The sequence below is a fragment of the Microbulbifer sp. CNSA002 genome (assembly GCF_047324085.1).
Lineage (GTDB): Bacteria > Pseudomonadota > Gammaproteobacteria > Pseudomonadales > Cellvibrionaceae > Microbulbifer.
On sequence record NZ_CP172449.1, the window covers coordinates 2355700 to 2382593 of the forward strand.

The 26894-nt window shown below is 45.7% G+C and carries 27 protein-coding genes; 21 read left to right on the forward strand and 6 right to left on the reverse strand.

What is annotated here, in order from left to right:
• Nucleotides 1-127: 127 nt before the first annotated feature.
• The 9 genes from ACG1BZ_RS10575 (at nt 128) to ACG1BZ_RS10615 (ending at nt 6112) form a co-directional block, all read left to right on the forward strand.
• Entirely contained in the window at nt 128-682 is a 555-nt protein-coding gene (locus ACG1BZ_RS10575; protein WP_413665601.1) for a hypothetical protein, read from the forward strand.
• 263 nt (nt 683-945) lie between these two features.
• Nucleotides 946-1452: a DUF3592 domain-containing protein gene (locus tag ACG1BZ_RS10580; RefSeq protein ID WP_413665602.1), complete on the forward strand. Its 507-nt coding sequence runs from the start codon at nt 946-948 to the stop codon at nt 1450-1452.
• A 347-nt stretch (nt 1453-1799) separates the two neighbouring features.
• Complete coding sequence (locus ACG1BZ_RS10585; protein WP_413665603.1) at nt 1800-2234, forward strand: hypothetical protein; 435 nt, start codon at nt 1800-1802, stop codon at nt 2232-2234.
• A gap of 98 nt (nt 2235-2332) precedes the next feature.
• On the forward strand, nt 2333-2743 hold the full coding sequence (locus ACG1BZ_RS10590) for a hypothetical protein (RefSeq protein ID WP_413665604.1): 411 nt from the start codon (nt 2333-2335) through the stop codon (nt 2741-2743).
• A gap of 104 nt (nt 2744-2847) precedes the next feature.
• Nucleotides 2848-3354, forward strand: a complete 507-nt coding sequence (locus ACG1BZ_RS10595) for a hypothetical protein (RefSeq protein WP_413665605.1) — start codon at nt 2848-2850, stop codon at nt 3352-3354.
• Nucleotides 3355-3989: 635 nt separating this feature from the next.
• Nucleotides 3990-4484, forward strand: coding sequence for a hypothetical protein (locus ACG1BZ_RS10600; RefSeq protein ID WP_413665606.1), 495 nt, complete (start codon nt 3990-3992; stop codon nt 4482-4484).
• Nucleotides 4485-4570: 86 nt separating this feature from the next.
• The gene (locus ACG1BZ_RS10605; protein WP_413665607.1) at nt 4571-4828 is read left to right on the forward strand and encodes a hypothetical protein; all 258 of its coding nucleotides are present in this window, start codon (nt 4571-4573) and stop codon (nt 4826-4828) included.
• Between the two features lie 132 nt (nt 4829-4960).
• Complete coding sequence (locus ACG1BZ_RS10610) at nt 4961-5500, forward strand: hypothetical protein (protein ID WP_413665608.1); 540 nt, start codon at nt 4961-4963, stop codon at nt 5498-5500.
• A gap of 138 nt (nt 5501-5638) precedes the next feature.
• Complete coding sequence (locus ACG1BZ_RS10615) at nt 5639-6112, forward strand: hypothetical protein (RefSeq protein WP_413665609.1); 474 nt, start codon at nt 5639-5641, stop codon at nt 6110-6112.
• Between the two features lie 461 nt (nt 6113-6573).
• Here the strand turns inward: ACG1BZ_RS10615 and ACG1BZ_RS10620 are convergent, their stop codons facing one another.
• The gene (locus tag ACG1BZ_RS10620) at nt 6574-7260 is read right to left on the reverse strand and encodes a sterol desaturase family protein (protein ID WP_413665610.1); all 687 of its coding nucleotides are present in this window, start codon (nt 7258-7260) and stop codon (nt 6574-6576) included.
• A gap of 119 nt (nt 7261-7379) precedes the next feature.
• On the opposite strand from ACG1BZ_RS10620, the gene ACG1BZ_RS10625 reads away from it, so the two are divergent.
• The 3 genes from ACG1BZ_RS10625 (at nt 7380) to ACG1BZ_RS10635 (ending at nt 10053) form a co-directional block, all read left to right on the forward strand.
• The gene (locus ACG1BZ_RS10625; protein ID WP_413665611.1) at nt 7380-8291 is read left to right on the forward strand and encodes a LysR substrate-binding domain-containing protein; all 912 of its coding nucleotides are present in this window, start codon (nt 7380-7382) and stop codon (nt 8289-8291) included.
• A 209-nt stretch (nt 8292-8500) separates the two neighbouring features.
• Entirely contained in the window at nt 8501-9148 is a 648-nt protein-coding gene (gene lepB, locus ACG1BZ_RS10630) for a signal peptidase I (protein ID WP_413665612.1), read from the forward strand.
• Between the two features lie 101 nt (nt 9149-9249).
• Nucleotides 9250-10053: an amidohydrolase family protein gene (locus tag ACG1BZ_RS10635; RefSeq protein WP_413665613.1), complete on the forward strand. Its 804-nt coding sequence runs from the start codon at nt 9250-9252 to the stop codon at nt 10051-10053.
• A gap of 69 nt (nt 10054-10122) precedes the next feature.
• Here the strand turns inward: ACG1BZ_RS10635 and ACG1BZ_RS10640 are convergent, their stop codons facing one another.
• The 3 genes from ACG1BZ_RS10640 to phhA all read right to left on the reverse strand — a co-directional run bounded on the left by ACG1BZ_RS10640 (nt 10123) and on the right by phhA (nt 12931).
• Complete coding sequence (locus ACG1BZ_RS10640; RefSeq protein ID WP_413665614.1) at nt 10123-11292, reverse strand: cation:proton antiporter; 1170 nt, start codon at nt 11290-11292, stop codon at nt 10123-10125.
• A 96-nt stretch (nt 11293-11388) separates the two neighbouring features.
• Nucleotides 11389-11859, reverse strand: a complete 471-nt coding sequence (locus ACG1BZ_RS10645; protein WP_108733441.1) for an Lrp/AsnC family transcriptional regulator — start codon at nt 11857-11859, stop codon at nt 11389-11391.
• A 268-nt stretch (nt 11860-12127) separates the two neighbouring features.
• Nucleotides 12128-12931 (reverse strand): phenylalanine 4-monooxygenase, encoded by an 804-nt coding sequence (phhA, locus tag ACG1BZ_RS10650; RefSeq protein WP_108733440.1) that lies wholly within the window; start codon nt 12929-12931, stop codon nt 12128-12130.
• A gap of 196 nt (nt 12932-13127) precedes the next feature.
• On the opposite strand from phhA, the gene ACG1BZ_RS10655 reads away from it, so the two are divergent.
• A complete protein-coding gene (locus tag ACG1BZ_RS10655) occupies nt 13128-14555 on the forward strand; it encodes a TyrR/PhhR family helix-turn-helix DNA-binding protein (RefSeq protein WP_413665615.1) in 1428 nt (475 codons plus the stop codon).
• 5 nt (nt 14556-14560) lie between these two features.
• On the opposite strand, the gene ACG1BZ_RS10660 is transcribed toward ACG1BZ_RS10655, so the two are convergent.
• Nucleotides 14561-14878: an Mpo1-like protein gene (locus tag ACG1BZ_RS10660; RefSeq protein ID WP_413665616.1), complete on the reverse strand. Its 318-nt coding sequence runs from the start codon at nt 14876-14878 to the stop codon at nt 14561-14563.
• Between the two features lie 276 nt (nt 14879-15154).
• Between ACG1BZ_RS10660 and ACG1BZ_RS10665 the strand changes: the two genes are divergently transcribed.
• From ACG1BZ_RS10665 to ACG1BZ_RS10680, 4 genes are all read left to right on the forward strand, one after another.
• The gene (locus ACG1BZ_RS10665) at nt 15155-16378 is read left to right on the forward strand and encodes a CaiB/BaiF CoA transferase family protein (RefSeq protein ID WP_413665617.1); all 1224 of its coding nucleotides are present in this window, start codon (nt 15155-15157) and stop codon (nt 16376-16378) included.
• A gap of 65 nt (nt 16379-16443) precedes the next feature.
• The gene (locus ACG1BZ_RS10670) at nt 16444-16809 is read left to right on the forward strand and encodes a VOC family protein (protein ID WP_413665618.1); all 366 of its coding nucleotides are present in this window, start codon (nt 16444-16446) and stop codon (nt 16807-16809) included.
• Nucleotides 16810-17116: 307 nt separating this feature from the next.
• Nucleotides 17117-18004 carry a helix-turn-helix domain-containing protein gene (locus ACG1BZ_RS10675; RefSeq protein ID WP_413665619.1) on the forward strand — a complete coding sequence of 296 codons (888 nt, stop codon included), beginning with the start codon at nt 17117-17119 and terminating at the stop codon, nt 18002-18004.
• A gap of 504 nt (nt 18005-18508) precedes the next feature.
• On the forward strand, nt 18509-18892 hold the full coding sequence (locus ACG1BZ_RS10680; RefSeq protein WP_413665620.1) for a hypothetical protein: 384 nt from the start codon (nt 18509-18511) through the stop codon (nt 18890-18892).
• A gap of 197 nt (nt 18893-19089) precedes the next feature.
• Here the strand turns inward: ACG1BZ_RS10680 and ACG1BZ_RS10685 are convergent, their stop codons facing one another.
• Nucleotides 19090-19911 carry an alpha/beta hydrolase gene (locus tag ACG1BZ_RS10685; protein ID WP_413665621.1) on the reverse strand — a complete coding sequence of 274 codons (822 nt, stop codon included), beginning with the start codon at nt 19909-19911 and terminating at the stop codon, nt 19090-19092.
• Between the two features lie 558 nt (nt 19912-20469).
• Between ACG1BZ_RS10685 and ACG1BZ_RS10690 the strand changes: the two genes are divergently transcribed.
• The 4 genes from ACG1BZ_RS10690 to ACG1BZ_RS10705 all read left to right on the forward strand — a co-directional run bounded on the left by ACG1BZ_RS10690 (nt 20470) and on the right by ACG1BZ_RS10705 (nt 26643).
• Nucleotides 20470-21162: a TetR/AcrR family transcriptional regulator gene (locus ACG1BZ_RS10690; RefSeq protein ID WP_413665622.1), complete on the forward strand. Its 693-nt coding sequence runs from the start codon at nt 20470-20472 to the stop codon at nt 21160-21162.
• Nucleotides 21152-22513, forward strand: coding sequence for an efflux RND transporter periplasmic adaptor subunit (locus ACG1BZ_RS10695; RefSeq protein ID WP_413665623.1), 1362 nt, complete (start codon nt 21152-21154; stop codon nt 22511-22513). The genes ACG1BZ_RS10690 and ACG1BZ_RS10695 overlap by 11 nt, the downstream gene beginning before the upstream one ends.
• Nucleotides 22510-25647, forward strand: coding sequence for an efflux RND transporter permease subunit (locus tag ACG1BZ_RS10700; protein ID WP_413665624.1), 3138 nt, complete (start codon nt 22510-22512; stop codon nt 25645-25647). Before ACG1BZ_RS10695 ends, ACG1BZ_RS10700 begins: the two co-directional genes overlap by 4 nt.
• Nucleotides 25648-26250: 603 nt before the next feature.
• Nucleotides 26251-26643 (forward strand): DUF3224 domain-containing protein, encoded by a 393-nt coding sequence (locus ACG1BZ_RS10705; RefSeq protein ID WP_413665625.1) that lies wholly within the window; start codon nt 26251-26253, stop codon nt 26641-26643.
• Nucleotides 26644-26894: the final 251 nt, after the last annotated feature.

The following is a 26894-nucleotide window of genomic DNA, read 5'->3' on the forward strand; positions in this document are numbered from 1 at the left end:
CCTCTATTTTCTGAGGCTTAACCAGATATGAAATGTAGGGCGTGATGATATCTGGATGCCCATATAATTCTATCGGTGGGTGCGGTTATTGAAAAGTACGTGGTCGAAGTTTTAAGTTAAATGTCAAATGAATAAAGTTATTAAGAATATATTTCTATTCTGCCTGTGTATACCGGGGGTAGGTTTTTCTCAATCAAGTGAAGATTTGGCTCGAGAAATATTTATCGATGATGTCGCCCAAAGAGAATTTGCAGATCTCAAAGAGCTCTTCGATGGGCAAAGAAGGGACTTTATAAAGTTTTTTGAGCCCTTATATGAGCTTAGTGAAGTGTCGCCGGAAATTGTTGCAATGGAAGAACAGTTGTACATGGATGTGGTGTCTTCAAAAGTATTTAAGTTCGACTCCAAGGAGCTTGAGGGATTACTGGTTGATAATATTGTTTCACTGCTCACTGTTGAAGAGTTACTGGAGTTAAGGGAGATTAATCAAAGGCCAGTTTTTAAAAAGCTAGATCGTATAAATGAAGTGACGCTGAAAGCAACGCAGCTGCATATGGATGCGTGGCAAAAAGATAATTTAAAGTTAATAGAGTACTTCGTGGAAAGGAATGAAAGGAAGTTGATGAGATTGGAGGAGTTAATAGAACTCCGCAAGAAGGATAGAGATAAGTCCGGATTATAACAGGGAAGAGCATTTTAGTGCTCAGGCTAATGGTGCAGCGTGAATTTGATCGCTGGTGGTTGATTATCTTTCGTAAAAGTCAACAATTTCTCAAATGTAATTCGGCATCCCAATTTGGGAGGGCCGTGATTGATAATGTATCGATTGTGAGCCTTGTTGTAGGATGCCAAATATGTGTTTTGCATTGTAGATTCAATGCAATTGGCACGCATAAAGTTTCCAGAATAGACCGCCGCTGCTCACGATATTAGGAGCATAAATTAATGATCTTTAAAGCTATACAATTACTTATTCCTGCGGTTATGATTTTATTTGGGTTTTTCCAGACGGTTGTATATCTGAGGATGCGCAAAACATTCGGCAATTGGCCTGTGGTAGTTGGAGAGATCACTCACTCCCGATTGCTGAATCAATTGGATTCCAATGGAAAAAAGGTAACTGAAGCAATAATTGCCTTCAATTATAAATTTAGAGGAAGAGAGTATAAATCCGAAATGCCAGTTTTGCGAGGTTATGACCTGTTTCCGAGTTTGGAATATGAATCTTACCTTACCAAAAAATACCGGCCAGGAGATATTGTTGACGTTCGGGTTAACCCAAAAGTCAGTGGTCTTGCATATTTAGAGGTGGCACCGTTCAGTCGACTAAGTGCCATTTTGGTGCCTTTGTTGCCAGTTTTGGGTGTTGCTCTAATTGTTTTATTTAAGAGTAGCTATTTCGTAGATTTGTACGGATATTTATTGTTGCAGTATGATTTAGCGATGTACTAGTTGCGAATTCGCTAAGAAAAGTTACATCTTGAGTGCCTGATCTTTAAATCAATTTGGGATGCTGCGTTGAGATAGTCGGGGCGGTTGGTTTTTTGTAAGCGCCTGAGGTCGGTTTTATGTGTAGTTCGTGTGAGCATCCTGTTTTTCCTAAAGCTAGATTTATGCTTCCAGTTTTTTTCAAGGAATGTATGTGTTGTTAAGTAGGGGGCTGGAAATGCTGTAAAGAGCTATTTGGAGAGTCGATGTGCAATGTTTATGATTTAGAGGGTATCTTCCGGGTCGATTGTAAAATATCCAAAACCCCGGCCACCCTTATATAGAGTGTTATTGTTGCTACCGTATTTAGTATGAGAAAAATTGAAAATTACACTATTCAAGAGTTACAAGAAGCCATTGATGGAATGGACCAGGGAAAATATCCAGAAAGGCATGGTAATCTGAAAGCTGAACTTTCTAAGAAAAAGATGGAAGTCCAAGAGCTGAATAATAGGATTGCAGGGCTGTCAGGATCAATTCCCCGGCAAGGAGCGATTGATGAAAGCCGAAATCAATTTACGTTTAAACGTTGCTTTTTAGCATGCTGTTGTAGTATCGGGTTATTATGGTTGGTTCTCGGAGTTCTTGGTTTTTTTGGCTTTGGAACTGTCACTGCAAACGGTGAGCAGGTGCAGGGTGTTAGCGCATTAGTTACCTCAGTGCTGGGTGGCGGCATGAGCTGCTTAATGGTAAGTACCGTAGTTTGGCTGGGTGAGAAGGTCCTACGAGTTTTTGAAGATGCATAAAAGTTAGGCAGCTGAAGTGGTAATTCGTTAAGCTTTAACAGAAAAAACTGACATTGAAGTGAAAGTATTGGGTATGTTAGCGAGTTAGGTAAAAAATAGTGAAGATAGAGGTAAGGCAAATGTTTCGGTCAAATGGATTGATTGATGATCTTGTCTTAAGTGCGAAGTCAGAAGATTACTTGCTGTTCGCTGATGCTGTTGGAAAAGCCATTGGGGAAAATGAGTCAGTGCTAGTGATATCTGAGTCAGAAATATCAATCGAGATTATTTGTGATGAGACAAAAGAGGAGCTTTTTACAGCTCTTCAGAACAAAGCTAACGATTACTTTTCAATGGATGATTGGAATAGCCGGATTATTTTAAGGGTGTACGGAAATGCTGGCATCCTTGCTAGCTTTCAGCGGTTTCTGGTCAAGCTAGCTGGGCGTGGCCCAGGTTACAGCTATATTAGTGAATACTCAGAGGATTATAGTTACTCAATTTTTCACCTGAGTGGAGGCTTCACATAGAACCCTCTTGAAGATCAATACACTTTACATTTGTAGTCTGATAGTTTATGCCGTATTGTGCTACTTCTCTGTAAAGGGTGGTTGAGGTGTTGTGAGTGAATTAAGTGATGACTGCTATTTTTTTTGGGGTGGTTTTATTTGTTCTTCTTATCTTGGGGCTGCTTGGAGTCATTTTCTTGATTCCATTGTGGGTAAAGATGTCAACCGAGTCAGAAGGAGATCCGAATCATATTTATAGTATTTTTTGGGATGAGGCTGGTTCTCAGGGAGAGAAAATTACATCAGCTTTAGGATCCCTTTTTCCGTTTATAATTTTGGCTAGCCCCAATTTCGATGTTGAGGGGTTGGTTTTTTGTATTGCCGTTTCTGTAATTTGTGGGCTATATCATTCATCTGTTTATAGAGGTTATGCAGTAATTACTAGGAAAATGAAATGGGCTGCGTTAGTAGCTCTATGTATGCTTGCTGCAGTCGGCTTTCTTGTAAGATTTCAAATCTTATCTGATTTTTATATGGTTTTCTGTATCACTTCAACAGGTGCTGCTTGGGGTGGTTATGCGGTCTATAGGCGGGCTTATCTAATACGTACTGAAAGATTGGCTAGCAGATAAATTGCATAAAGTTAAATGGTTTTATATGCTAAATGGCAATACTTGCTATTGATTATGCCATTAGTAATTGATTGGGAAGTTTAGAGTTGGTGCTTAAAGATCATGAGGAGATAAATTTCATTCGTTACATATAGGGCCTAGACTATATTTTATGCTTCTGAGAGGCAGGCTGTTATCGCGCTAGGCTGGTCGCACAAGTTAGTCTTTGGATGTTAAAGCATCCGATTGATATGCCTTACTCATAAAGTAAGCCTGCGGCTGAATACCTTTCCTACAAAACTATGTCTGCACATGAAAATTTCAATGATTTTGGGGGCAGAATTATGAGTATATCACCAAGCCCCCTCTATTTATTGTGTTCGTAGTAGCATGATCGAAGCATTTTGATTGCTTTGCAAGCCGGCTCCACGAGTTCTCAGTTGATCAGTTGGTCTATCAAGCGTACGATTGATTTCGACGGACATCAGGAGAGTTTTAGCTTTTATGTTTCTTGCACTCTTGCTTATTTTGTTAGGGTTAGGTTCTAAGTAGGCTATTGAGGAAACTACCTTTTCAAACGGCAGCTTTAGATGATGGTGGATGATCCTCATTTTTTATGGAAGTAAAATAGTTAGTTCTTTAGAAAGGTAATTTTAGTGCTTAGGAAAAGAATTTTAGCAACTTCAGTCTTATCCTTACTTTTTATTGGCGTTGGTTTCAGTTCTAAACTATTGGTGGACTCTTGGAGTATGCCAGCCAATGCTGGTGAGAAATTGATTAGATTCGACACTGATAATCTGCAAGAAAAACCCTATGCTATTATTAAGGGTAACTTTGAGGGTGCTTTTGGTCATTCGTATTTGATCTTAAAAGATAAGGGCGAGTTAAGTGTGTTTCTCTTACTTACGCGAGAGAATAGCTACTTAATGCCTTGGAAGTATCATTTTTGGGATGCATCAGGTTTCTGTAAGAATCTTCAAGTCGATGAGCAGATGATTTTTTGTGAAGATAAAGATATTTATGATTGGCAGAAAGAGGGCTGGAGGTGGAACTTGAAGGGTGAGAGTCTTTCAGGCGAGTTTGGAGCATTAGAAGTTATAGATTATGCCTATGAAGGGCGTTTCATCGCTATAGGTAAAAGCAGCAGATAAGTCGTGGTCAGACGAGCCTCTTTGCTGTTTCTATCATTTGTATGAGCGATTAAGGAATGATCAATAGAGTGGTGTGGGGGCGATGAATGATGCCTAGATATGTTAAGCTGCTTAGCTTAGAGGAACTTGAGCAGCTTTCAACTGAGAGACTTCTTGCCTACCTTCGTAAGCTCCATCAATGTGAAGACTCAGTTGACGCTTCCGATTTTTGCGAGAGTGAGGCTCATATGCCGGGAGTGGTATTTTTTAAAGAATCAGATCAGTGGCGGAATCAATACAAGTTAGTAAAAGAAATTTTATCGGCAAGGCCTCATATTGATAAGGTGATAAGAGTAAATGGCTAATGGATTTAGGTGCCGAACTGCAGGGTTGAGTCAACTACCGCTGTAAACTTAATCTCTCAAGGGTGGAGTGGAGCTAAAGGCCCTTAGCTGTATTTGCTTGATAAAGAGTTGTGTAGAAATGGAGTGCTATACGTGACAGATGAAGAGTTAATAACATTTATAGGCAAGAGTGTTGTTAATAACTGGGAATATATTGTAGGTATTTATTTTGCGTTACTAAGTGGCGGGGTTGCGTTATCCTGGATGATTTCCAATCTGATCCACAAAAAGGAAATTAAAGTCCTACAGTTAGAGATTACCCATCAAAAAGAAAGGTTTTCTCAATTTGAGTCAATTATGGAGCAGCGGATAGCATCCATCCAGTCAGAGGCTGAAATGCTGCAAAGGAAGATCAGCTTTGCTAGCCCGGCAGTTCCTGCGGCAATGCCACTGAGTGATCCCTTTGCTGATATTGAGCAGAGCGTTAGTCCTGATGTTGATTGTTTAGAATCTATGCAAAGACGGGATATTGAATATCTGGATATCCCTGCGCCTTTGAAGCGGTCAGCTCCACTTGAAGTTCGAGAGAAGGGCTTGGAGAAGGGGGATGTATCTGATTATAAGATGTTGTCCTTATTGGATAAAACTGATGCTGTTAATAGGACCCTCCGGGAAATAGAAGTTCCCTCCTAAGCCCTTACTTTGCTGGTTGGCAGCTTCATTCGTTCTGTTGATATTTTTTGGGGGTGACTGCCACTACTGATGCCGGTTTTGGGCATGTATAATTGGTGGATGCCTTTAGTAAGTAACGGAATGATTTGAGAGGGATGTATGGAAAAAATTTATAGAAATGGACTCAGTTCACGTGAGTCTGCCAAAAAAATCTTAACTGTCAATCTTGGTGTTATAGGAATTGCATTACTAGTTGCTCTTATCTTTACGCGCATGTTTGGCTCTTCAGCCGAGAGCGGTGAGTCAGATCTTACCTTTTGGACTTTTGTGATTTTAGGTTCTTTAGGTGTTATCGTTTATATATACCTTTCTTTGATACGATTACTTCCACTTGCAGAAATTAATGGGAATACACTAACGGTTTATACCGGAGTCTTTATAAAGAAGACTGTAGACCTTGATAAGGTAGAGAAAATAACGTTTCAATATAGCTCAGAAAAAGATCAAAGGATGAAGGTTAAGTATCCGCGAAAAATTGCAGAAGAGTTTACGATCAAGCAGTCAAATTGTTCAGTTAAGCAACTTTCCGAGTTTATTACCAATCGCTTCGATGTGAATGTTGCCTATACTTAGTGGTACGAGCTTCTATGGTCCCTCTATTGCTGTATAAGCCTACAAGGCGGAACACCTTTTGGTGAGGTGTTCTGTCCAGTGTAGGAGCAACTCAATGCTTAATTATCACAGCTCTTAGTTTCTCAGAATTTGTTGTTGAATTTCTTGGCTGGTATAAGAATGCCGGCCAAGTCAACGCTGTATAATGCGATTGTCCTTTTGGTATCTATGGCTCCCTTTTGTTTGGTATTTATGGCTCCCTTTTGTTTGGTACGGATGTGCTGTAAATAGAGTAATCAGTTTTAGTGGTGCGTTGTCCTGGGAAAAAGTTTGATCTCAAGGCCTTCCATGAGGAGTTTCTAAGTTTTGGTAATGCGCCAGTGCCAATTATCCGAGAGTTAATTCTGGTAAGATTACAGGAAGAAGATCAAGATCAAAGGCAGAACCTAGTGCGTAATAAGGTACAAGTAATCTACAAACTATCAGTCGCGAAAGTCGTCAAAGGAATCCTGCGGCTCCCAATAGAAAGTGCCTAATAAAAGGTCGAATAGCGGAAAAGTTAAATTGAAATTATAAATTTTCATTAGTTTACGGTGATGATGAATTCTGTGTAAGTGGGCTAACTCACGAAACACTGGCACTTTATGAAACCAGTGACTCTTGGGCTGGTGATAACCGATATGCATTAGCTCATAAGCCAGGTGATTTAATATCATGGTTGCTGCTGTGATATATCCCATATTACCTGAAGCCACCCAGGATAGAAAAAAACCACAAAGTGGTGCCAGAATAAAAGTGATAACAGCTGTTAGATAGATTGGAAACAGTACTATACGCCAATCACGAGTTGACTCAAAAGACAGCAAAGGTGCAGAAAAGAAACTGTGGTGATCGCCAGTATGCCTCTTGTAAAACAGTTTGGTAAATCTCAACTTATTATGCCCAGACCAGCGATGGGCAGCATACTCTACAGCGTTGTAAGCAAGAATTCCCAGTGGAATTATTAGCAGTTCATGCGCCCTCAGCTCACTTATCTGAAAAATACAGTAAATAGCACCGATTAGGCTGATCAGTAGAATACTCCCTAAATGGAGCCAGCCGCTATAGCGGCTTTGGGCATAGGCTCTATATTGCTCTCTGAAAGCCGCCGTATCATGCATGTTCGACATATTTCACCTGACTTTTTATAGTATTTACGGTTTTTCATGCTATTGACGATAAATATAATTAGGGACATCATGTATCGTCTAATAAATAATTATTAAATGCATTATTCATCAGGTTGATAATGTCTACGCATCTTAGATCACTGGACTTAAATCTGCTCCCCGTTTTTGAAGCACTTATGATCGAGCGAAACCTGACCAGAGCTGCAGTAAAACTGTATATGAGCCAACCGGCCGTCAGTGCTGCCCTCAAGCGGTTGAGAGCTACTTATGAAGATGAGCTTTTTATACGGACCGCTAGGGGATTGCGCCCCACTGAACGCGCACTGGCACTGCACCCCTCTATTCACCAGGCACTCAACACCGTCCGCTCAGGCTTCCAGCAAGCGTCTTTTGATTACCGGAAAGCAGAGCAGGAATTCTCCATCGTTATGCCCGATGTGGTGGAAACTCTGATGATCCCCGGCTTCTGCAAATGGCTGCGAGAATTTGCACCCGGCATCGGGCTTACTGTACTCCCCGATGAGTCAGAAATGACAGCCAGAATGGTGAGTAATGGGGAAGTAGACCTAATCATTGACTACCTACCTGTCAATTCCCCCAGCTATATTAACCAGCCTATCGCAGAAGAAGAGCTTGTGATTATTGTCAGCAAACATAATAAAAATGTGGGTGAGACAATCAGTGAAAAAAAATTCCAATCGCTGCCACAAGTATCCCTATTAAGAGGAAACCCTATGGGCTCTCCAATGGAAAGGCTAGCCAGGCCTAGAAAGTTACAGCGCAATATTTGTTTACGAGTCCCACACCTCTCGTCTTTCCCCTATGTGGTTTGCACAACCGATTTAATTGGCGTTGTACCAGCGAGAATGATGATTTCAAGCTATTATAAAGAGCTCCCCATACGTATGCTCAAACTGCCAATGGCATTTCCAAAGGTAGTACTTCAGCTCACCTGGCATAAGTCGCAGACAACAAATCCAGCTCATCGATGGCTAAGGGAAAAAATTTTGGAGCTTTATCCGAATTTGTAAGCGCTGTGTAATACGAGTGCCCTTTGATATTTATGGCTCCCTTTTAGTACGGATGTGCTGCAAATAGGGTAATCCTTTTCGAACGTTCTGATAAGGATAATGTCCCACCTAATGAAGGCTAGAGGCTGATTTTTTAGTTTTCAGAGGTTCTGTTATTTCTGAGTGATCAGTTGTAAGTGGTGCGTTGCCCTGGGAAAGGAGTTTAGGGAATGAGTGGGTTTAGTTTTAAGGGTGCGGTAAGAAACAACCGCGGTGCAATATTGTTTCTATTTCTTATGTACTTTTTCAAGTCAGCGTATGCCGATTGGTCTCCAGTACCAAGTGGGTCTATGGAGCCTACTATTCATCCTGGTGATTTTTTGTGGGTAGATAAGACGAGCTATGGGCCAAGTTTATTTTTCTTCAATAAGCAAGTTGCTCAATGGGGGAACCCTTCCAGAGGAGATGTTATTACCTTTTTGCCACCTCACACTGATCAACTATATGTGAAGCGTGTAATAGGCGTCCCTGGTGATAGCTTACGTATTGAAGGGGCGAATGTGTTTGTTAATGGAGCTCAGCTTGAGTATCACCTGGAAAGTGGGGTGGGTTCGGACATCCTGGGTAGGGAAGTCATTGATGGCAGGGAGCATCAGTTCAAGCTTAGTGGTAATAAGAAATTGCCATATATTGGGAAGACTATTGAGATCCCTGAAGGTAAGTACTTTGTCATGGGAGATCATCGCAACGATAGCTTGGATTCGAGATATTGGGGCTTGGTTGACCGTGATAGGGTTATGGGCAAAGTTACATCTTTAGCGTTTTCCTTTTCTAAGGAGAGAGATTTCTTTAGTAGTGTGGCGATGCCTCTCAAGTAAATAGCCAATAAATTTTCTTTAAAAGGGTGCAGCTGTTCACTGGTAATACTTGTGCTACCAGAGAATAGAGGGAAGGCTTGCAATAGCAGGGAGTTGCTAACATGAAAGTGATTGATGTTTGGGCCCAGCATCCTACAGAGCGTTTTCTTGCTGAACCTTTCTTTGATACTTTGAAGCGTTGGATGGGGCAGGATTTTAAAGAAGTGCCCCTTGAGTGGACCCTGTCAGCTATGGATATGGCAGATGTGTCCAAGTCATTGATTTCTGCTTGGCATGGCCCGAGCGGAGCCTTGATAAGCAATGATGAAGTACTGGATCTTACTTTAACTCATCCTGACAGGTTTTGCGGTCTGGCATCAGTGGACTTGCGAAAGCCAGTAGAGGCTGTGCAAACCCTGCGCAAGTACGTTTTGGAACATGACTTTAAAGGGCTGCGCATTGTGCAGTGGCTCTGGGAGTTGCCTTGTACTCACCCTTTGTATTATCCGCTATATGCGGCTTGTGTTGAGCTGGGGGTGCCAGTTTGTTTGCAAGTGGGCCTTACCGGGCCGTTGCGTAGCTCTGATTCTGGCCGTCCTGCCCATATTGAGCGGATTGCTCTCGATTTTCCCGATCTAAAGATTGTCTGCGGCCATATTGGGTATCCTTGGCACAATGAAATGATTGCTTTTGCGACCAAGTTTCCCAATGTCTACATAGATACTTCTGCTTATAAGCCAAAAAGATACCCCCGTGAGTTGGTTTCATTTATCAAGTCTCACGGTAAGAATAAGGTGATGTTCGGGACTAATTATCCCATGCTGACACCGGAGATGTGCTTAAAGGAAATGCACCTTCTGGAGTTGGAGGATGAGGTTGCGGAACTCTTCTTGTATAAGAATGCAGAGAGAGTGTTTAAGCTTTAATAAGCTGTCACCATTGTTAGTCGATTGCAGTGGTCTGCTAAATCCCGCTACAGGAAGAGACTAAGAGGTTTAGTCTCTTCGCAACTCATCCTTGATTGCAATGGGATTGGGAAAGTTCATCACCACAATGTAAGACGACACCAGGAATGTAAGGATCGCGGTTGCCTGGATTAAATGTGATGCTGCGCTGCCAATCAGGTTTTGTGTATAAGCGAGCAGGGCGATTAACAGGGAAAATTCACTAATTTGCCCAAGTCGAAATCCAATATCCCACGAGAGCACTTTGTGCTCACTGCGATTTCCAAGCAGGAAGTGAAATACAACGGGTTTTATTACCAGAACTGCGGCGGCTGTGACCAGGGCAGGAAGTAGAATTTCGGGCAGCATGGCCAGCTTGAATTGCGCTCCGAGGCTGAAAAAGAACAGGATCAGGAAGAAGTCTCGCAGAGGTTTAAGGCTGAGGGCGATGTACTGTGAAATCCGGCTGGCAGCCAGCGTGATACCACCAATAAATGCGCCGATCTCTCTTGAAAGGCCAACAACTTCCGCCAGCTCTGCCATTCCCATGCACCATCCAAGTGCCATTAAGAATACGTATTCGTGAAAGCGGTCAAAGCGGGTAAAAAGTGGTAATAAAATATATTTTACTATTAGCCAAGCAAAAAGTATCAGCAGTGGTAGCGATCCAAAGGAGAGAGCCAATTGCCAGATCTGTTCGTCGCCGGTGTTATCACTCAGCAGTACCATTAGGCAGACTATTGCCACAAAGTCCTGAAAAAGAAGAAGTCCCACCATAAGTTCACCCAAGTGCTTGTGGTGAAGTACGGTCGTGGGAAGCAGTTTGATACCGATAATGGTGCTAGAGAACATCAGCGCCATGCCGATTACCCAGGATTCAACGGTAGTAAATCCAAACAGCAAGCCTATGCCAAAGCCAAGGCCGAGGAAGATCGCACAGCTTACAACTCCCACAAATGTAGCTTTGCGCAATACAGCTACCAGCGCTTGAGGTTGCATATCCAGCCCCAACAGGAAGAGCAGGAAGATAATCCCAACGCTGGACATATCGGATAGAAGTTGCAGGTTATCGATTACTGCAAAGCCGGATGGGCCGAGTAAAACACCGAGAGCGATGTAAGCGACCAGAAGCGGTTGTCGTCCAAAAAGAGCCAGTGAGGCAACAATTGCTGCGCCACTAAAGATCAAGAAGAATGATTGGAAAAGGGAGCTGTCCGCCACAGGCCATCCTTGTGTGTGAGCGAGATTTAACCATTATCCATAGATGTGCGAACAGCTGAAAGAGCTATGTGCCTACCAAGTGGTTGTGCTGAGACCTTATTCACCGGATGGAATCGGTAACTCGGTAGTGCTTTTGATCTGTTCCAAGGCAAAGTTGGAGACAATATCGCTGATGCCGACATGCCGGATTAACTCCTTGTAAAAGCGGTCGTAGGCCGTGATATCGCTAACTACCACTCGCAACAGGTAATCGTAGTCGCCTGCCATACGGTAGCAAGCCACTACCTCTGGCAGCTGTGCCATATGTTCGGCAAAGTTGTCGGCCCACTCCGGTGTGTGCTGGTCAGTTTTAACCTGGGCAAACACTGAGACCGGAAGTCCTAAAATCTCGGCATTAAGCAAGGCGACTTTGCGTCGAATGATGCCGCTCTTTTCCAGTTTCTGCACCCTGCGCCAGCATGGGGTTTTTGTCAGGCCCACACGCTCCGCCAGCTCCTCGATCGAAAGGCTGACGTCAGATTGCAGAATCGCAAGAAGTTTTCTATCAATCGCGTCAAGTGAGGACATAGTGCTATGCGCTCCCTATAAGGTAGGGGTTTTGTGTCCTTGCGCTGATTGCATTGCCTCCCTGGCTACCCCTAACGGTATTTGGGCGAGTGGGTGTGGGGGCTATTGGATGAAAGTCATCGAACTACCATCACACCTACTGCAGATACGATAGGCTCAGGGGGAGAGTGCTGGTAGTGGAATTTCCCTAGATGTGCAACGCTTCTGGGGGAGCTTTTTAGTAGAGGTAAGATTGGGCGGAAGTTGGCCGCCCAATCTTGAATGCAGATCAGGCTGCGTCTTTGGGCGGGAAGCGGGGTTCGAATAGTCCCAGCTCAATGGCCTCGCGGACCTTGGCCATCAGGTCAATTTCTGTCAGTTCCTGCAGCTGTTGCAAGCTGTTGAGAACATAGTAAATGGGCTGAACAATATCGATGCGATATGGGGTGCGCAGTGCGGTAACCGCGTCTAAATCGTAGCGCTCTGGTTGGTGACTCAGTGCGTAGAGTGTCTCTTTCGGGGAAGACAGAATGCCGCCACCGTAAATGCGCAAACCATCGTCGGTGTTCAGCAGGCCGAACTCCACTGTAAACCAATAGAGGCGGGCTAAATAGGCGCGCTCTTTAGGCGAGGCTTTAAGGCCCAGTTGTCCGTATTTTTGCGTGAAGTTTGCAAATGCTGGGTTGGTGAGCATGGCGCAGTGGCCAAAAATCTCGTGGAAGATGTCTGGTTCTTGCAGATAATCAAATTCTTCGGGAGTGCGTATAAAGGTAGCAACTGGGAATTTGCGATCCGCTAGAAGGCCGAAAAAGGTTTCGAAGCCGATAAGGGCGGGAACCCGGGCGACTTCCCAGCCAGTTTCCCTGCGCAGCACGCTGGAGATTTCCTCGAGCTGGGGGATACGGTCTTTCGGTAGGTCCAACAGCTCCAGGCCGTGCATATATTCATCGCAGGCGCGGCCAGGTAAGACATCCAGTTGGCGTTCAATCAGACGCTGCCAAGTTTGGTGTTCAAGGTCGGTATACTCGATAAAGCCGTCTTCATTGGGCTCACGGGCAACGTACTTGCTTGCCTTCTTTGCTTCTTTCTTCATGAATGTCTCTCCTGCGGCTCGGTAGCTCTCGCTGATTCCCAGTGCCCAGCACCTGCCGCTGAACCTGTTGTTGTTATGTTTCGACCTCTATTTTTAGCCAGGCGTGCCCTTGGTGGGGAGAGGTAGCGGCGAGCTATTGCGCCTTCTGGGGAGTTCAATTTACACTTTCTGTAAACATTTCTTTACAGGTGACGCTGTGCGTGTAGAGATTACTTGTGCAAATCGTGTCGGCATTTTGCACGAAATAATGCAAATTTTCGGTAAATATCGGATAAATGTGACCTCTGGTGAGCTCGGGGGTGACAGTGGAGATAAGGTCTATCTGATAGCGCCCGGGATGCTTGCCACTCAATACCAGACAATCGAGAAGTCCCTGCACCAGGTTCCTGGAGTTAAGCGGGTGCGGAGGATCTCTCTACTGCCCCTGGAGCGACGTCATTTCGAGTTGGACACTTTGCTGAGTCATGTGACTGATCCGGTTCTTAGTGTGGATCGCGAGGGCAGGGTGGTCGCTGCCAATCTGGCAGCGGCAAGGGCCTTCGGTGTGAGCTTGGACAAGGTGCCTGGTCTACAGCTGCAGAGATTCCTGCCGCTTATGCAGGTCGCAGAATTGCTGCGGGATTTTGCAGTGCCTCGCTACGGACTGCCTCTGGTGGTAAGGGGGCAGAGTTTTCGTGTGGACTGGTCCCCAATCACTCTGGAGGGAAATCCCGGAGCGGTTGACTCACTGGCTGGGGCGGTACTGCGTTTACAGCCTTGGGATATCAGCGAGTTTGTCACTGAGCTGCCAAGACCGATGGTGTTGTGGGATTTTGATTTGCGTCGAAGGAGTTGCCTCCAATTACAGGACTTATCTGAACTCAGCGCACCTCTGTTGATACTGGGTGAGCGGGGCACAGGAAAGACAACGTTTGCCTGTGCGGTGCATTACCTCTCCCCGTCGGCCTCAAGGGCTGATTGCTATCGAATTATCCCACGTGACGGGGCTATGCAGCTGCCTTCACATCTTCGTCGAACGGGTACTTTGATTCTTGAGGATTTACATACTCTCAAAACAGAAGCTCAAGTTGATTTATTGAGAAAACTCCGCAATTTGCCGGCATCGCTGAGATTGGTGGCCACCGCTATTGATAGGGAATCTATTGCGCCGCCACTTGCGCAGCTCTTTTCGTCGTTAGCGATGTCCTTGCCCCCGTTGCGAAATATGCGACCGGTTCTGCCGCGCTATGCCAGTACTTTAATGCGCCAGGAGTCTCCAGAGGCTAGTGAGCTCAATTTTGATAGCGAGGTGATGGAGTTGATCAAACTCCATGACTGGCCGGATAACTTCAACGGCCTCAGGGACTATTTAATGGCCGCATCCAGTCAATGCTTGATTAGAGGGGCGGCGTCGATCAGTTGTGCGGATGTGCCGGATTTAATGGTTAAGGCGGAACTTCCCTGGCGGGACTGGAGCCGTGGACTTACCTATAAGGAAATGATGGAGCAGCTGGAGAGGGCGTTGCTGGCGGACATTATCAAAGGTCACTCCTCAACCAGGGAGCTGGCTAAGGAGCTGGGTATTTCTCATACCGCTGTGGCCAACAAATTGCGGAAATACGGTTTGTCGGCCAATAAAAAATAGTTTGTTTAGCGGTCGATTCGTCCGATCAGCATATCTTTAAACATAACAAAGTCCCCGATAAAACTGTAGAACGGATACTTAAAGGTTGCCGGGCGGTTGTTTTCAAAGAAAAAGTGCCCGATCCATGCAAACCCGTAGCCCGCGATAGGAGTAACTGCCAGCCACAACATATTGGAAGTTACTACAGCCGCAATTATTGTCGCGAACACCAGACTGGTACCAAAGAAGTGCAGCCGACGACAGGTGAGGTTGCTATGTTCCTGTAAGTAGAATGGATAAAACTCACGAAAAGATTCAAATTTTTGCGCTTCTATTGCGGCCATGCTGTGCCTCCTTATTTTTATTGCACAATCAGGGGAGCCGCTGAACAAAACCGTAATATCTCTGCGTTGCGAGTTCTTGCAAGGTCCAGGCATTGCTGCGAGGTCGCGCCTTAACTATGAATCGCTCCGTAAGCTAGCCTTATCGCGGGTTTATTCAGAGACTCCTAAGTTTAAGACGAATATCTACAGACGCCAATCAGGGCGCGGGCACAAATTATCTGTTAGGCTGCCGCAAAAATATGCGGTTAACCCGCAAGTAAGCGATATGAGGAAGTTATGGCAGGTCCACTCGCACACTTAAAGGTACTCGATTTAAGTCGTATTCTCGCCGGACCCTGGGCTGGGCAGGTATTTGCTGATTTTGGGGCTGAGGTTATTAAAGTAGAGCGCCCGGAGCGAGGGGATGACACTCGCCACTGGGGCCCTCCCTACCTAAAGGATGAGAAGGGAAATGACACTGCCGATGCCGCTTACTACCTAAGTGCCAATCGCGGAAAAAAATCAGTTACCGTAGATATCACTACTGAAGATGGCCAGGCCTTGATCAAGGAGATGGCAGCCCGCTGCGATATTCTTCTTGAAAACTACAAAGTAGATGGGCTGAAAAAGTACGGCCTGGATTATGAATCCATCAAGGCGATCAATCCTGGTGTTATCTACTGCTCGATTACAGGTTTTGGGCAAACTGGCCCGTACAAAAATCGAGCAGGCTATGATGCGATGATCCAGGGAATGGGTGGTCTGATGAGTATTACCGGTGTGCCGGAAGGGCAACCGGGTGCGGGCCCGCAAAAGGTGGGGGTGGCAGTAGCCGACCTGATGACAGGGATGTACGCGGTATCTTCTGTATTGGCAGCTGTTGTTCACCGGCAGCATACGGGCGTTGGCCAGCATATCGACCTCGCCTTATTGGATACCCAGGTTTCATGGTTGGCTAACCAAGCCCAAAATTACCTTACCTCTGGTAAAAGCCCTGAGCGACAGGGTACCGGCCATCCCAATATAGTCCCCTACCAGGCAGTCCCTTCAAAAGATGGCTATTTTATGTTGGCAGTGGGTAATGATGACCAGTTTAAACGCTTCTGCGGAATCGCGGGCGTAGAAGAACTGGCAGAAAATCCTGCCTACGGGACTAACTCAGCGCGGGTAATGGCCCGTGAAGAATTGGTGCCGCAGATTGAAGCGGCGACTCGTAAGCGCGATTCCGCTTGGTGGCTCCAGCATCTTAGTGATGCTCATGTTCCCTGTGGGCCTATTAATACATTGGAGGAGGTTTTTGCTGATCCTCAAGTACAGGCCCGGGGTATGGTGGTTGAGCAGGATCATCCGGAAGCTGGAAAGGTGAAGACCGTGCGCAACCCTGTAATCTTCTCCGAGTCCGCACTCGACTACACCCAGGCGCCGCCAGTATTGGGTGAGCACACTGAGGAAGTATTGCGAGATTTGCTTGGTAAAAGTGACGAGCAAGTAGAAGAATTGCGGAACAAGAGTATTGTGTAAGTTATAGATAGATAACTTACTGCTAATCAGGCACAAGGATGTGCCTTGTAACTTAGGGAAGACAGATGGAACTCGATCACGTCAATATTACTGCTCCTATGGAAACCCTAAAGCGGGTACGGGACTTCTATGCCCAGGTTCTCGGCCTGACCGAGGGTGAGAGGCCAAATTTCAAGCGTAATGGATTTTGGCTCTATGGCAATGGTAGGGCTATTTTGCATTTAATAGATGGTGAGGTGAGTGGTGACCAGCCTGAGAAACCCTACCTGGATCACATAGCTTTCCGTACAGATGCGCTTGAGCCGGTTAAGCAGCGTCTGGATGCATTGGGAGTCTCCAATCACCTAATGGATGTGCCCGGACGCAATGTACGGCAATTAGTATTTTTTGATCCAGTAGGGAATAAGGTAGAAGTTAACGCGGTGGTGTAGCAACTTCTTGAGAGGTCTAGACATTCCTGCGAAGCTGCGCCTGGAATGTGCCGCTCTGCATGCCAGAGGTATCACGGAGTTGTTCAGTGGCTCCTTATGTTGTTTTATTCCTTTCAGAGGCTTTTGAGTTTCTTAGGTATAGAAGATTCTTTGTAGAGCATGTTCTTTATAGCCCCTGGATTTAACTTGTTCCCCTGCCAGAGAAGCTATGGTAATCACTTCTGATTGGTCGTTTTCTCTGATTGAAAAGTTGATATGCTTCATGTTCTATTGCAAATGATTGAGTCCCTGATAAAGATAATAATTTATGCCAGACAGTGAAGAATCGGTTGTATTTAAAATACAAGGGAAAATGGTAATTGGTCAGCGTAAATTCAGGGCACCGTTAAGTTATCAAGACCGTTTAGTTGATGAGGCAAGGCTGGTTTACGTCATTAGTGGCTGTTCAACCCTGGTTTGTGGTGATGAAACCCTTACCTTGAGCCCAGGTGCCACTGTGCTAATGAAGACAGATAATTTTATTAATCAGTGGCATGAAGATGGAATAAACAATGAAATTAATTTCGTCGGTTTTCGGCTAACGTCAGAGCTATTACAGCGACTCTACCCAAGTGGTATGCCTGATGTCTTTGGTAATAATGGCGAAAGTAGGGCTGCTGTTAAGGAGGATAATAAGTCCAATAATCAGCCCCCCTCGGCTGAGCGCCTGCAGGAATCTGTACTGCTCTCCAACTATATGCGTAGCATAATTGACTATATCCAGCAGCCAGAAGTATTCAGTGAGCCACTGGTGGTATTAAAGGTTCGAGAATTAGTAGAGCTCATCCCCAGGCTCGATAGCAGTGGAACAGTTGTGAAGATGTTGGGGCAGTTGTTCATCAGGCAACAGCCTAAACTTCAGGAAGTGGTGCAAGCTCACCTATACTCCTCTCTGAAGCTGGCGGATTTAGCTTTTCTATGCCATATGAGCGAGTCAACATTTACTCGTAAATTTAAGCAAGTCTATGGCAGTAGTGCCACGAAATATATTACCTCGAAACGGATGGAGAAAGCACAGCAGCTGATTCTCAATAGCGATCTTAGCCTGACTGAAGTTGCTTTGGAGTGTGGTTTTGATGAGCTTAGTTACTTCTCCCGGGTGTTCAAACAGCACTATCAAGTAGCCCCTTCCCAAATGCGTAAAAAGGCGATTTGACGGATTTGTACAAATCCTTGACTGGATGTTCCAAGTAAAGTGTTGGCTTACTGCTTAATCTAGTCCTTGTCTTAACAGCGTACTTTTCTAACGATATGTCGTTATATTTAAACCCTCTTGTTACTGAGGGGCTAAAGAATGAATACATGCTCATTGGTAGTGCTAATGGTGATGTTGGTTTTGCGTTTAGCCCGCCGAGCATTAGTTATCGTCCTGGTGGTTTGATTAGAACCCTCCTAGGGCGAACTATAGCTGATACCGCTGAAGACTATGAATCAGTCACTTTTCATTACTTGCTGATGTTTGCTGGAAGCCTGAAGGCTAGTCACTCTGCCCCTGTGCAATCAAAAATAGTGAAACTTGATACAGTCAATTAGTAGCACTGCCTTGGTCTGTAATCCGAGCTAAGGGCCTCTTGAGGTCTCGCAGAGATGATAAGGAATTTTTCAGGGGATCTTTGAGTTCTCGTTCTGTTCATTTAATCAACCAAATGGAATATTTAATATGATTCGTTTCGCACAATTTCTTTCCGGTATATTTGTACTTATATTGGGTTCGGCTGGCTTAGTGACTATGCTTTTCCCTGAAGTTGTTAATGGTCCAGCAGGGTTTGATGCCACAACTAATTACGGTTTCACTAACCTACGTACTCTCGGTGCCCCCACGCTTAGCTTAGCGATCATTACGGCAATTGGTGCCTTTCGCAAAGAGTGGTTGTTAATACTTCCTGCCTCGATGTACTTTCTATTTAATGGTTCTTCGCGACTTATTTCTGTATTGGTTGAGGGCTACGAGCCCGTAATGCTGACTGGCTTGGTAGTGACATTTACACTATTTATTCTGTCTCAAGTGGCTGTGTACAACTTCCGTCGTGCAGCTTTGACGTAGGTTCAGAAAATGTAGGGTGTTGGCGGTGTTTACTGTAAATGTCACACCGCCTCTCTTTCAGAACGTCGCTGAAATGAGGTTGACGCTATGGTAATTGTGTACTTGATTGATGGTGAGGTAAGTGGTGTGTTGCCCCCGCAGGTTTTGTATTCTATTTCCTGAAACGAAAGCAACCAGTTTTAAGTTGAAAAATGTTTCTAGTTTTTAGGGGCTTTGTCTGAAAACAGCTTTCCAAACGCATCGTAAACAGCAAGATGCAGAGTGTCACCATGGTCTAGTTGTTCAAAGTAGCCGAAGTGTATTTTTGTGTTGTTTTTCTTGTTGTCTAGCTTGTTGTATAGTGTTCGCGCTAGGCGCTCCATCACTTCCCCCTCTTTTCCAACTCCAATATAGATCTGTTTGCCCTCACAGCAGTCTTCAGGAATGCTTGCCAGAAGAGATTCTCCACTCCACCATAAGCTTGGGCTGATAATAATATAGTTGTCGAAAAGGTCCGCATGCTTTAACAGAATTTCTGTAGCTACAAGTCCTCCCAGAGACTGACCTATCAGTGTGGACTTTTCTTTTGTACGGAAATTGCTCGCAATAATGGGTTGAACCTCTTTGCCCAAAAAATCAATAAATTCCTTTGATCCGCCTGATGATGGAAATTCTTTTTGATCTAAAGCTATTTTGGATGGAAATGTATAGTCGCGTTTTCTATCAATATTTTCTATGCCTACAAGAATTGATTCTGGAAGCATATTAATCCAAGAGAATGAGCCGAATTGGAGCACTCCCGCTATATGGATAAAGTCTTCGGATAAGGAGCCATCCAAAAGATAGATTACGGGATAGTTTCTTTCAGGTTCACGATGGTAGCTCTCGGGTAAGTAGACATTTAAGGTGCGCTTTTCCTTTAATATCTTTGACTGAAAACTAATTGAGTCGCCAATTACCAGGGGAGAACTCTTAAGGTCTGTAGCCTTTGCGAAAGTAGCCATAAGAAAAAATGAGATGAGAGCCAAATACTTGACCATAAGTTATATGCCCTTTGAAGGTTAAATTATTCTTGAAATAGATAGGGTCTGTAGAATATTCATATTGAAACGGCCTAATACTAACATTGAGGAGGGTGTTGGTTGTAGTAATGCTTTATTTAAAGCTTAAAATTATTCATCACTCATCATTTATACAGAAAGTCTTGTTGGGATTGGCGTTCGGATATGGAAGAGGATGAGATTGCGACGTTTTTCTTCTGCTCTAGCTGAATGGCTTTCCTGGTTTCGCATTCAGGCCGCTTTAAGTAGAAATTTGGATATTTGGCCTGAAAATGTACCAATCTAAGTGGTTGGAATTTTCCCGGTAAGTACTGCTGAATTTAGTAAAGGTGGCCACTTGCAGGAGGTCAATTTTACAACCTATTTTGCTAGCCCCGTCAAACCCTTGATCATTGGCACGTATTGCGTCCCGAGATGTTTAGCTTGTGAATCAGAAATTAACCCGGCACAACCTGACTGGCTGGTCGGATTTCGGGGTTGCTGCATGGGTGTAATTCCTATTTAATTAATCAACTGATTAATTAAGGGTAAATGCCTGTGACTGACAATCCATCCACTCGAAGCCGCGGGCGCCCAAAAGATCCTGAGCGTGAATCCCAGGTGCGTGAGGCACTTATGCAGTCAGCCTACTCTCTACTTCGGAATAAGGCCTTCCGTGATATTTCCATTCGGGAGATTGCTCAGGGAGCAGGGGTGAATTCTGCGATGATCAGTTACCACTTTGGCGGCAAGGAGGGGCTAATTATCGAGGTGGTTCGGAGCCAAATCATGCAGTATGGCCCCGCGTTTGTTAGTGCAGGGCTGGATGGAGGGGAGCCCTCTTTAGAGTTGCTGAAAGAAGCAATGAGTCGAATGATACGCCTATACATCAAGGAGCCCTGGATTCCGCGCCTGATTGCTGATGAAGTGGCTTCCAAATCTGGTCGAATGCGCGAACTCTTTGTTGACAGGTTAGCCTCACAGCTGGTGCCAAAGCTGCGCGGGTTGCTGGGAATTCTCCAATCCAGCGGCCAGTTGCGAGAGGACCTGGATATTGACCTGATGCCAGTTTCTTTTATCAGTCTGATTGCCTTTCCCTTTATCGCTGGCGACCCCTTGAAGGAGGGGTTTGGCTTTGCTCTGGGGGAGGAAAACCGGGAGAGATGGATTAACCATACCGTTCAACTCTTACTCCGTGGCGTTTCCAATAAATCTGTGACCAAAGACGAGGAAGTCGGCAATGGAAATTAAGACTCATATGAAAGCACTGATGAATCGCCGGCTGGCATTACCAGCTTTGATAGCGGCGGGGGTGTTTATATCTATGGCATTGGTCGTCACTAAAGGTGAGCCTAAACACGATGCTATTGAGGCTCCTATAACGGCGGTAGACGCAATTAAAGTGCAGGAGTTACCGCTGCGAGCTCAAGCTATTGCATATGGTGAGGTGAAACCCAGTACTTTCCTAGAGGCCAATGCAGAAGTCAGTGGTAGGGTGGTGTATACAGCTCCGGAATTGGAGCGGGGAAATATTATCTCTGCCGGTACACTGGTGTTGAAGATCGATGATACCAGCTACCAGCTTGCCCTGGCGCAGGCTGAAAGTGACTTGGCGGCAAATCGCGCTAACTTGCAAGAGCTGGACGTGGAAGAGGCCAATAGTAAACGCTCTTTGGACATCGCCGAGCGCACCCTCAAATTGGGTGAGAAAGAACTCACTCGCAAACAAAAGTTAGTTGCTAAGGGAACCGTCTCCCGCTCGACCGTAGATATCGAAGAGCAAAATATGCTGCGCTTGCGCCAGGAAGTGCAGACCCAGAGCAGCCAGCTTTCCCTTTTCCCGACCCGCCGCAAAGTGATTGAAGCCCAGATAGCTCGCTCAGAAGCTCAGGTACGAGACAGTAAATACAATCTGGAGCGCACCCAGGTGATCCTGCCATTTAATGCTCGTATTGGCGACGTTCATGTTGAAGAAAACCAATATGTTGCTGGCAATGCCCGTTTATTTGATGCAAGCGGCCTTGCCCAGGTAGAAATTGCAGCAGAGCTTCCTATGGTTCATGTGGCTCCACTTTTGCGCAATTTAAGGCCTGGCATAGATTCCAATCCGACTCCTGATGATCTACCCAAGATGCTGTTGGGGCTGGAAGCTCGGATCACCCTGGTGGGTGGCCCGGGGAATAGTGAGTGGCAGGGGAGGGTAGTGCGCTTGGGTGGAACCCTGGATAGCACCAGTCGAACACTCTCCGTTGTTGTAGCTGTGGATGACCCCTATGGCAAAGCGGTGACCGGTGAAAAACCACCGCTATTTCGCGGTATGTATGCCCGTGTAGAGTTATTGGCTCCCGCCGCACCAGCACTCGCTATACCCCGCCGCGCCCTCCATGAAGGCAAGGTTTATCTGGTACAAAATGGTCAACTAAGAGTGCGCCCTGTACAGATTGACTACCACCAAGGCGACACCACTGTGATCCGCGAGGGATTGAATCCCGGTGAGCAGGTTATTGTGACTGATGTAATTCCTGCGATTAATGGAATGGCAGTTTCCGTCGTCAGTGATGAGCAATCCGTTGCGGCGAGTGCTAGAGGTACCCAGCAGTGATACGTTATTTTGCCGGTCACCCAACGGCGGCCAATTTATTGATGGTTGCGCTGATGCTAAGCGGGCTTTTTGTTCTGCCCAGCATGAAGCGTGAAACGATGCCGGAAATCGATAAGTTTGAGGTTCAGGTTTCGGTACCTTATGCCGGCGCTGCGGCAGCCGAAGTGGAAGATAGTATTTGTCTTCCCTTGGAGGAGGCCACCGATGGAATCAGCTTTATTGATGAGCGATTGTGTGAGGCAAAAGATAATTTGGGCCTGATGACCCTCAAGATGCAAGAAGCGGGTGATATGGACCAGTTTGTTGCTGATGTGGAGTCCGCAGTAGACAGTATCGATTCGCTTCCTGCAGAAAGCGAGCGCCCGGTGATCGAAGAACTGGGCCGCACTCAGGGGGTGGTTAGTATTGCTATCAGTGCTGACCTTCCTTTGCCCCAATTAAACCAGCTGGCGGAGCACTACCGCCGCGAATTACTCCGCGATCCCGCTATTCCTATTGTGCGCATTTCCGGTTTTTCTGACCACCAGCTTCAGATTGAAGTTTCAGATTATAACTTGCGCCAGTACGGACTCAGCGTGATGGACCTGGCCAATATTATTGACCAGCAAGCGATCGACATGCCCGCCGGCAAGGTATCCACGCCGGATCGTGAATACCAGGTGCGTTTTACCGAAGAGCGCCGCACGGTTGCAGAATTGGAAAACCTGGTGGTGATTAAAGGTGGTGATGGAGCGGAAGTTCGACTTGGGGATATTGCAAAAATTTACGATGACTTTGAGCTGGCTGAAGACAAAATTACTTTTGACGGCCATCGGGCAGCGCTTCTCAATGTCGAGAAGAATAGTGTGGATGATAGCTTGCGTGTGCTTGAAGCCGTACGGGACTTTGTCGACCGTGAAAATGAAAATCTGCCTGAGGGTATGAAGCTCACGCTAACCCAGGACAGCGCCTCTATCGTTGCGGATCGCTTGCAGATGATTATGGCTAACGCCTGGCAGGGCCTGATTTTGGTAGCGCTGGCTCTCTATCTGTTTTTCAGTGGCCGCTACGTCTTTTGGGTGGTCATGGGCTTGCCGGTTTCATTCCTGGGTTCGTTTGCACTGATCACGGCCATGGGCGTGTCCATTAATATGATCAGTCTGGTAGGACTGCTGATTGCCATTGGTATCCTGATGGATGACGCCATTGTGTTATCGGAGAGTATTGCCAGTGAACACCGTGAGGGAAGGTCGCCGTTGGAAGCGGTTATCAATGGCACCAAGCGAGTGGCTCGTGGAGTACTGTCTTCATTCGCAACTACGGTAATGGTGTTTGGAGGACTGGTCTTTATTAAGGGGGATATGGGGCAGGTCCTCAAGGTGCTCCCCATTGTATTGATTTCTGTATTGCTCATTAGTCTGATCGAGGCTTTCCTGATTTTGCCGGCACACTTGCGGCATGCCCTTGAGCATAAAAGTCGCACCCCCGCCTGGAAGCAGGCTTTTGCCAAACGTTTTGATGGTTGGCGAGAAAATATGGGGCGCGCAGCAGATTGGGCTGTTAAATATCGCTATGCCTTTGTCGGGGGTGTATTTGGCTTGTTCCTGGTCACTATTAGTTTGATGACATCGGGGATCGTCAAGTTTCAGGGGTTTCCCACCTTGGAGGGCGATTTATTGCAAGCTCGGATCTTAATGCCTCAAGGCACTTCTTTGGTCGATATGGAGAAATTAGTCGATAAGCAGTTGAAGACGTTGGATCAAGTTGCCTCAGAGTTTTCTGAAAATGAAAGAGCACCTTTGGTAAACCATACGAGTGTCACTTTTGGTGTTAACGGAGATGCCTTTGAGTCGGGGCCCCATGTGGCCACAATTAATGTCGATCTGCTTGCCGCTGAAGGCCGCAATACCAGCATGGATGAATTGCGCCATGCTTGGCGTGAGGCCGCCGGCGACACACCAGGGGCAATCGCTATTCTTTACAAAGAACCGGCCTTAGGCCCTGCCGGCCGTGCTATCCACTTGCGACTTGCCGGTTTGGAGTTGGATCAGCTAAAGGCAGCGTCCATTCGCTTGCAGAATTGGTTGCGTGGATACGACGGCGTAGTGAATGTGGTGGATGACTTGCGTCCCGGCAAGCCACAACTCACCGTCAAAATGCGTGAAGGCTCCTATGCCTCCGGCCTGGATGCCAGCAATGTCGCCAATCAGTTGCGAGCTGCTTACCAGGGGATGGAGATAGATGAAATTCAATATCGGGGGGAAACCTACGAGATTCAGGTTCGCATGGATGCAAATTCCCGCGGTGCACTGAGCCGTTTCGATGAATTAGTCATTATCCATCCAGCTACCAAGCAACGAGTTCCGCTGATTGCCGTTGCCGATATAGAAATGAATCGGGAGTATGCGCGAATTCAACGTATTGACGGCGAGCGGGTAGTGAGTGTGTTTGCTGATGTTTTCACTGAGAAAGCGAATGCTGGACAGGTACTAGGTGACACCCAGGAGAAGTTCCTGTCTGAGCTTACCCGTGAGTTCCCAGGATTGCGCGTTGATATGCAAGGGGAAATGAAAAATAGTGAGGTTACAGGTAAGTCCATTGGTCGCGCCCTGTTAATAGGTGCCATTGGTATCTACCTTCTCCTATCCATGCAATTCCGCAGCTATGTGGAGCCGTTGATTGTATTGGTGGCTATTCCTTTGGCGCTGATTGGTGTTATCTGGGGGCACCTGATCATGGGGCAGAATATGTCTATGCCAAGCATGATGGGTTTTGTCTCTCTCGCCGGAATTGTGGTCAATGACTCAATATTGTTAGTGGAGTTTGTGAAGCGGCGAGTGCGTGAAGGAATGGATGTGCATAGCGCGGCGAGCCAAGCCAGCCGCGATCGTTTCCGAGCCATCTTCCTTACCTCGCTGACCACAGTTGCAGGCCTGTTGCCACTGTTATTTGAAACCAGTCTGCAGGCACAGGTGTTGGTGCCGCTTGTTACCAGTATTGTATTTGGTATCAGCAGTTCTACTATTCTGATCCTTCTGGTGCTACCGGCGCTCTACGGAATACTGGAGGATTTTGGATTTACTGAACCTCAAGAAGAGAGTGATGGCGAAGACGTATTAGTACCGGCGTCTATGGTAACTGCGCCAAGTAGTTGATCGTTTTATGCGAAGGGAAGCTAGTTTCCTGGGATATGCCTAGCTTATTACACCTAATAATGGTGCTAATAAGTTAGGTAGTCAGTGTTTTGGGCTAATCAATCCACAGATCTACGATCTATCGTTTTGCCAATACTAGTGTAGAAAAAATAATAACTCATAGCCTCCAAAATGGTTTTGGGGGCATCGTCATTTCGGCTTTGCTTCACTGAACTTTTGTAATCCCGTTTTACCGATTTCTTTAATTTCCCTCTCTGTGGAATCGACAAGCGTATTTCCACCTGGTCCCAAATAATAATGAACTATCTTCTCGACAAGATTGGAAGTGCTAAAAGCCCATACTGCTTCGGTAGGTTGCAATATTTCTCGCTTATGTCTCTTAACCGCTTAATGGACATTAGTACTTTTGAATGTTAATTGCGCACCTTCATAAACATCTCAACCCATAGTCACTTACTATGCTATCTTGGGTGTATAAATATACAGTTTTGTATATTAAAATGGAAAACCGATAAGTAGCACTTTAGGCTCTCTTAGAGCCTAAGTTGTTACTGGTAAAGCCAGACACGTACTACTTCAATCTAAATTCGCAAAGGAGCAAATATGAAAATTTCAGGAAAGTTCGAGGTTACTGTAAAGCCGATGGATCCGTATGCGAAAGGTAGTGAAGGAAACAGCTTGGGGCGTATGTCAATTAATAAAGTCTTTTACGGTGATCTTTCAGGAGAAAGTCGAGGAGAAATGCTAAGTGCAATGACTCCTGTAAAAGGATCTGCGGGGTATGTAGCCATAGAGCAAGTTGCCGGTACTCTAGGTGGTAAGCGAGGCACGTTTGTTTTACAGCACTTTGGGACTATGAAGAAGGGAGAGGACTTCCTTATTTTAGAAGTTGTGCCTGATTCTGGCACTGGAGAACTAGTGGGACTCTCTGGGAAAATGTCTATTCAGGTGGATGGTGGAGTTCATTACTACGACTTTGAATACCAACTTGATTAATAGGAGTTTGCTGTCTGTATAGCGTCATGGAGAGGTTATTCGATCGAAATTTATACGGTCTGTACTCGTCTTGATTGAAGGTGTAACCTCGGATTGAATATTTGCTAATAGAAATTCAATCTGGGGGATCAGTGTCGTTTTCATAATATCTTAGTTTAGAGAAAGGGCTGAACAGGTGGGTAAGTCTGCGGGGATATATTGGTGAGTGTATCGTCAAAGAACTTCCTTCCTGTATAGAACAAGATGATATC

Excerpts from the sequence above, each read along its gene's own strand:
- phhA (WP_108733440.1), bottom strand. The coding sequence starts at position 12,931 with ATGAAGAAAGAAGCAAAGAAGGCAAGCAAGTACGTTGCCCGTGAGCCC.
- ACG1BZ_RS10680 (WP_413665620.1), top strand. The coding sequence starts at position 18,509 with ATGATTCGTTTCGCACAATTTCTTTCCGGTATATTTGTACTTATATTG.
- ACG1BZ_RS10635 (WP_413665613.1), top strand. The coding sequence starts at position 9,250 with ATGAAAGTGATTGATGTTTGGGCCCAGCATCCTACAGAGCGTTTTCTT.
- ACG1BZ_RS10615 (WP_413665609.1), top strand. The coding sequence starts at position 5,639 with ATGGAAAAAATTTATAGAAATGGACTCAGTTCACGTGAGTCTGCCAAA.
- ACG1BZ_RS10660 (WP_413665616.1), bottom strand. The coding sequence starts at position 14,878 with ATGGCCGCAATAGAAGCGCAAAAATTTGAATCTTTTCGTGAGTTTTAT.
- ACG1BZ_RS10685 (WP_413665621.1), bottom strand. The coding sequence starts at position 19,911 with ATGGTCAAGTATTTGGCTCTCATCTCATTTTTTCTTATGGCTACTTTC.
- ACG1BZ_RS10620 (WP_413665610.1), bottom strand. The coding sequence starts at position 7,260 with ATGTCGAACATGCATGATACGGCGGCTTTCAGAGAGCAATATAGAGCC.
- ACG1BZ_RS10705 (WP_413665625.1), top strand. The coding sequence starts at position 26,251 with ATGAAAATTTCAGGAAAGTTCGAGGTTACTGTAAAGCCGATGGATCCG.
- ACG1BZ_RS10625 (WP_413665611.1), top strand. The coding sequence starts at position 7,380 with ATGTCTACGCATCTTAGATCACTGGACTTAAATCTGCTCCCCGTTTTT.
- ACG1BZ_RS10675 (WP_413665619.1), top strand. The coding sequence starts at position 17,117 with ATGCCAGACAGTGAAGAATCGGTTGTATTTAAAATACAAGGGAAAATG.
- ACG1BZ_RS10645 (WP_108733441.1), bottom strand. The coding sequence starts at position 11,859 with ATGTCCTCACTTGACGCGATTGATAGAAAACTTCTTGCGATTCTGCAA.
- ACG1BZ_RS10695 (WP_413665623.1), top strand. The coding sequence starts at position 21,152 with ATGGAAATTAAGACTCATATGAAAGCACTGATGAATCGCCGGCTGGCA.
- ACG1BZ_RS10605 (WP_413665607.1), top strand. The coding sequence starts at position 4,571 with ATGATGCCTAGATATGTTAAGCTGCTTAGCTTAGAGGAACTTGAGCAG.
- ACG1BZ_RS10575 (WP_413665601.1), top strand. The coding sequence starts at position 128 with ATGAATAAAGTTATTAAGAATATATTTCTATTCTGCCTGTGTATACCG.
- ACG1BZ_RS10665 (WP_413665617.1), top strand. The coding sequence starts at position 15,155 with ATGGCAGGTCCACTCGCACACTTAAAGGTACTCGATTTAAGTCGTATT.
- lepB (WP_413665612.1), top strand. The coding sequence starts at position 8,501 with ATGAGTGGGTTTAGTTTTAAGGGTGCGGTAAGAAACAACCGCGGTGCA.
- ACG1BZ_RS10670 (WP_413665618.1), top strand. The coding sequence starts at position 16,444 with ATGGAACTCGATCACGTCAATATTACTGCTCCTATGGAAACCCTAAAG.
- ACG1BZ_RS10580 (WP_413665602.1), top strand. The coding sequence starts at position 946 with ATGATCTTTAAAGCTATACAATTACTTATTCCTGCGGTTATGATTTTA.
- ACG1BZ_RS10585 (WP_413665603.1), top strand. The coding sequence starts at position 1,800 with ATGAGAAAAATTGAAAATTACACTATTCAAGAGTTACAAGAAGCCATT.